General features: G+C 38.4%; 5 protein-coding genes. 3 read left to right on the forward strand and 2 right to left on the reverse strand.

What is annotated here, in order from left to right:
• Positions 1-392: 392 nt before the first annotated feature.
• The 3 genes from GC093_RS16495 to GC093_RS16505 all read left to right on the forward strand — a co-directional run bounded on the left by GC093_RS16495 (position 393) and on the right by GC093_RS16505 (position 2,341).
• Positions 393-698, forward strand: a complete 306-nt coding sequence (locus GC093_RS16495) for a hypothetical protein (RefSeq protein ID WP_171652995.1) — start codon at positions 393-395, stop codon at positions 696-698.
• A 72-nt stretch (positions 699-770) separates the two neighbouring features.
• Positions 771-1,034: a hypothetical protein gene (locus GC093_RS36000; RefSeq protein ID WP_246314607.1), complete on the forward strand. Its 264-nt coding sequence runs from the start codon at positions 771-773 to the stop codon at positions 1,032-1,034.
• Between the two features lie 578 nt (positions 1,035-1,612).
• Entirely contained in the window at positions 1,613-2,341 is a 729-nt protein-coding gene (locus GC093_RS16505) for a GNAT family N-acetyltransferase (protein ID WP_171652996.1), read from the forward strand.
• 494 nt (positions 2,342-2,835) lie between these two features.
• Here GC093_RS16505 and GC093_RS16510 read toward each other — a convergent pair whose 3' ends face one another.
• Together GC093_RS16510 and GC093_RS16515 are read right to left on the reverse strand one after the other, a co-directional pair.
• A complete protein-coding gene (locus GC093_RS16510; RefSeq protein WP_171652998.1) occupies positions 2,836-3,387 on the reverse strand; it encodes a beta-class carbonic anhydrase in 552 nt (183 codons plus the stop codon).
• A gap of 275 nt (positions 3,388-3,662) precedes the next feature.
• Complete coding sequence (locus tag GC093_RS16515; RefSeq protein WP_171652997.1) at positions 3,663-4,187, reverse strand: GNAT family N-acetyltransferase; 525 nt, start codon at positions 4,185-4,187, stop codon at positions 3,663-3,665.
• Positions 4,188-4,395 lie beyond the last annotated feature (208 nt).

Consider the following 4,395-nt stretch of genomic DNA (forward strand, 5'->3'; position numbering starts at 1 on the left):
CTTTTTATTTTATGAATGAATCACTGATGATTGTGGAAATATTACCTTTAACTATGAAATGGATGAAAGCTGAATTTTTTACAGGAGGGAGTACTCATTACTAAAACGTTCTTTCAAGCTGACGATATTGCTGACACTGATCATTGGCCTCCACATATCAAAATGGGTACATGGTGCCTAGCCTGTAAAAAAATAATAAAAATAACTAAGATGATATATCATTGAACTAACGCAGAACGAGAGCTCAACAAACAATAAGAACTAGGCTGCCAGTACGAACGGCAGCCTTTGTTCACCTAACGGGCAGTTTAATTCCAATTTGTGCTATACTTTCAAAGTAATATTATGACTCGTCATGCTTGAAAAATGTCGTATTCAGGAGGGTCATATTAATGGGGAAGACATTCTGTAAAAGAACTAAAAAGATAATGGTAAATGGTTCTCAATTCCACTGCGTTATTAATGAAATCCCTAGTAATAAATTTGTGAATTTTAAGGTCTATTCATCAAAAACTTCATATTTTGAAGTCTTATTTACATGGGAAGGTAGCTGGCACTTCATCCCACACAAGCCAAGGAATTGTGAACGTTTAATAAGATATGCGATTGAAAATGGATGGGAATTTAGTAAAGAAAAGAAAACATTGAAAATCGAACAAGGTGATTTTCTCATTGATAAGTTAGGACTAAGTGTATAACTTCCATTTCATTAAGCTATCTGGGAACGAGAGTTTAAAGAAACATTGAGCAGCCGGAGAAAGGACGATGACATGAGTAACGTTATTCGGTTTATTAACGAAGCCAAGACGCTTTCAAACTGTGAAGTTTATCCTGCATCGGCTTTACCAAAACTTCGTTCTTCTCACATATTGCCATCCGATCTTGAAGAGTTTTATAAAGAGTGCGGTGGCATGCAGCTTTTCAATGATTCTGATTTTCCTTATCGTGTGATTCCACCAATAGAGATTAATTTGGCTAATTTAGAGATCCTTGGTGAAGAAGTGGAGGATGACATAACCAAGGATTATCGTTGATTGTGGGAATGGTGATTTTATAACGATCGATTTGCACCCTGAACGCCTTGGAAGGTGTTATGATAGTTTTCATGAAACGCATGGTTTAGTGGGAGAAACACCGATTATTGCGTTGTCATTCGCAGAATTGTTAGACCAGCTTTTTCAACTTAAAGGGAATCGAATTTTTTGGTTAGAAGACAATTTTATTGCTTTAGGAGACGCATACGATAAACAGTGAAGATCATCCGAGCTACATTTCATTGCGCTAACGATGAACTATAATTCAATCACAATATGACGGCAGCCGGCACACGACCGGCTGCCTTTGTCTGTTGAAGTAACGGGCAGATTTGTTTAATTGTGCAATCATGAACACTTCATTGCGTATGTATAAATAATACAATTTGTGGAGTTGATGGAAGTGCCAAAACACATCATTATATTATCTTGGTTTACCTATCTGTACTTTAATTTGAAGGCAAGAATCCTGTTTTAAATAAAAGGGGCTTTTTTCCAAGTAGGGGGACGTTTCCTTATGTTAAAGTATAGGTTGAAAGGAAGAAGTGTGGGGTAAATAGCAGATGGGGGTGTGTTAGTTGGATGAAGAAACCAGATTTAAAGTATATAAGGATTGGGCAGAGCGATTTGATTGTGATATTTCATCAATGACTATTCCGAACGTCATAGTTCGTGAACACTCCAAGACTTTGAAAGGATATAATGGTATTTATTGCTTTTTTAATGGAACGACAAGCATTATATCGTCTCCCACTAAGTATACCTCATATATAAAAAGGGCCATCAGTGGTAGACATCCAATGGAAACTTTTGATGCGAATTTTCTTGTAAAGTCAATTGATATAGGTAAATACAAGGTTATTGGTCCTGCATTTCAGGGATACATTGATAGGGCTTCATTTCTTGAAGCATCTTCCCTTGAAGTTGTAGAACTTGTAACTTCAAATCAACTATCTCTACTTAATGATTTACGTAAATCTTGCTCTGAAACAGAGTGGGAGCATAGCTCCATAGAAATCAATAGACAACCAATACTAGCAAGGATATCTGATGAAAGAATTGTAGCAGCAGGTTCTTGGAGAGTAGAGGAATCTGGTTTTCTTAGCGTAGGTATTTTAAGTCACCCAGATTATCGAGGTAAAGGACACGCCAAAGCAGTTGTAAGTGCTTTAACTAGGAAAGGGTTAGAAGATGGTTTCACGATGCATTATCAAACTTTAATGTCCAATAGTTCGTCAGTAGCTATTGCTAAATCGCTGGGATTTGAAAAATTAGCTTGTACTTTGGCTATAAGGATTCTTGAGTAATTCTTGGATTGGTTTTAGTTGGTAATTAATTTAAGTGGTTAGTTATTCTAGTACTAATGGAAACGATAGTTTAAATGGACGTACATAGGAAGTCACTGCTTCCTTGAGTACGTTCATTTTTTGTATAGTATAGCCAAGGATCATATACCCTTAAAATGTTTTAATTCCCAATAAAAGGATGTTCCGTTTTTCTTGACAAACACAACATAAGTACTAGCATTATGCAATAAAAGAAGCTCCGGATAAGTTTCCAGAGCTTCTTGATAAATTAAAGCGATATGGTTACATTTATTCAACTAACGGGCAGTTTAGTGTGGAGGTAAATATAATTGATTAATGCGTATGGAACGGTTCTCCACACTGTCTGAATGGTATTGAAAGTACTAAGGGGCCTGGTACAGGAACTATAGCTTCATGACAGCAGGCTGCCAAATCATCTGGCAGCCTGCTGAAGTAGGGGCAGTTATTTTCAAACAGGTTAGCGTGGGAAATTCTTAGTGGTGATTCTTATAACCATTTTCAACAATGTTTAAGGCTCCAGTCTCCGGATTGATTACCAGACCATGCACCGGAATATCTTTTGGGATTAATGGATGGTTCCGAATAACCTTAACGCTTTGGCTCACACTTTCCGAAACAGAATCGAATCCGCGTAACCAGTCATTTATCTTAAGTCCTGCATAATTCAATGTCGCAATCGTTTGTTCTGAAATTCCACGCTCAATCATTTTCTTTGTTGTTGCAGTTGGGTTCACATTGGCCATGCCACAATCGTGGTGCCCTACAACGCAAACCTCATGAGCATTTAGTTCATAAATCGCAACAACGATACTTCGCATAATGCTGCCGAAGGGATGGGAGACAACAGCACCGGCTGTTTTGAGAATTTTCGCGTCCCCATTCCGTAAGTTCATTGCTTTCGGTAATAGTTCCGTTAACCGGGTATCCATGCAAGACACAACGACAAGCTTTTTGTTGGGAAGCTTCGACGTTAAATATTTTTCGTACTCCTTATTTTGGACAAATTCTTTGTTGTACTCAATCATTTCATCTAGCAACAAATTAGTCACACTCCTCTCAATCAATCAGTATAATATAAATAATGCTATGGAGTCAGCATTTACCTACAGAAACGGTTGAGTGCAACCAGAGCGAGGCTTCTGCTTTATAGTATTGCAGCCATGTTAGACTAACGGGTACGTTTGTTCAATATGAAACTAGGACGAGGCTGCCAGCATAAATCGGCAGCCTCGTTGAAGTAACGGGCAGAATACTCCATAAAGAATGTGATTAATTCTTGGTACAGAAATGCTACTTCAGACTAATATTCCGAAGACAAAATACTATATAGAAACGAATCGTGCCATTTCTCTTTGAAAAATAGATGTTCACGGAAGTGACCTTCTTTGCGCATACCGAGTTTCTCCATTACACGAAAGGAGCCCTTGTTTTGAGGTCTGCAAGTAGCACATATGCGATGAAGTTTCAGTTCTTTAAAACCGAAGTTCAGCATAGCCTTAGCAGCCTCGGACGCAAAACCATGACCCCAATAGTCTCGATTCAGGACGTAACCCACTTCACCTTGTAATACTTCTTTCTTGATTATACTGCTCGCTCCAATTAACGAATTTGATTCTTTGACCACAATTGCAACCGTAAATTGATTTCTTGGATGCTCACTTTGAGAGGCAATAACGTCCTCGATGAATGCTCGTGTGTCGTCAAGCGTGTTCGGCCCCCAGTCCGTGTATCGGCAAACTTCAATGTCGGAAGCATAGTTGTGAACTGCCTGAACATCCTCCGGGGTAAACTCACGCAAAATCAAACGATCGGTTTGTAAAATCATAAAACACCACCTTTGACTTTTGTTTTAATTATAGATTTAGTTAGGTAAAAGGTAAATTATAGAGGAAGGGCCAACCAATGTTCAACTATCAGGTAATAGTTGAATAACGCATGGATGGGCAAGTGCTGCGTTAGCCTGTTCTTTTTATTAAGCTAACGGTAAGGGTACGATAGTTCAATGAAAGCAGCCATAACCGTTCAACTAACGC

This window comes from Paenibacillus foliorum, from assembly GCF_013141765.1.
GTDB classification, from domain to species: Bacteria; Bacillota; Bacilli; order Paenibacillales; family NBRC-103111; genus Paenibacillus_S; species Paenibacillus_S foliorum.

Excerpts from the sequence above, each read along its gene's own strand:
- GC093_RS16495 (WP_171652995.1), top strand. The coding sequence starts at position 393 with ATGGGGAAGACATTCTGTAAAAGAACTAAAAAGATAATGGTAAATGGT.
- GC093_RS36000 (WP_246314607.1), top strand. The coding sequence starts at position 771 with ATGAGTAACGTTATTCGGTTTATTAACGAAGCCAAGACGCTTTCAAAC.
- GC093_RS16510 (WP_171652998.1), bottom strand. The coding sequence starts at position 3,387 with ATGATTGAGTACAACAAAGAATTTGTCCAAAATAAGGAGTACGAAAAA.
- GC093_RS16515 (WP_171652997.1), bottom strand. The coding sequence starts at position 4,187 with ATGATTTTACAAACCGATCGTTTGATTTTGCGTGAGTTTACCCCGGAG.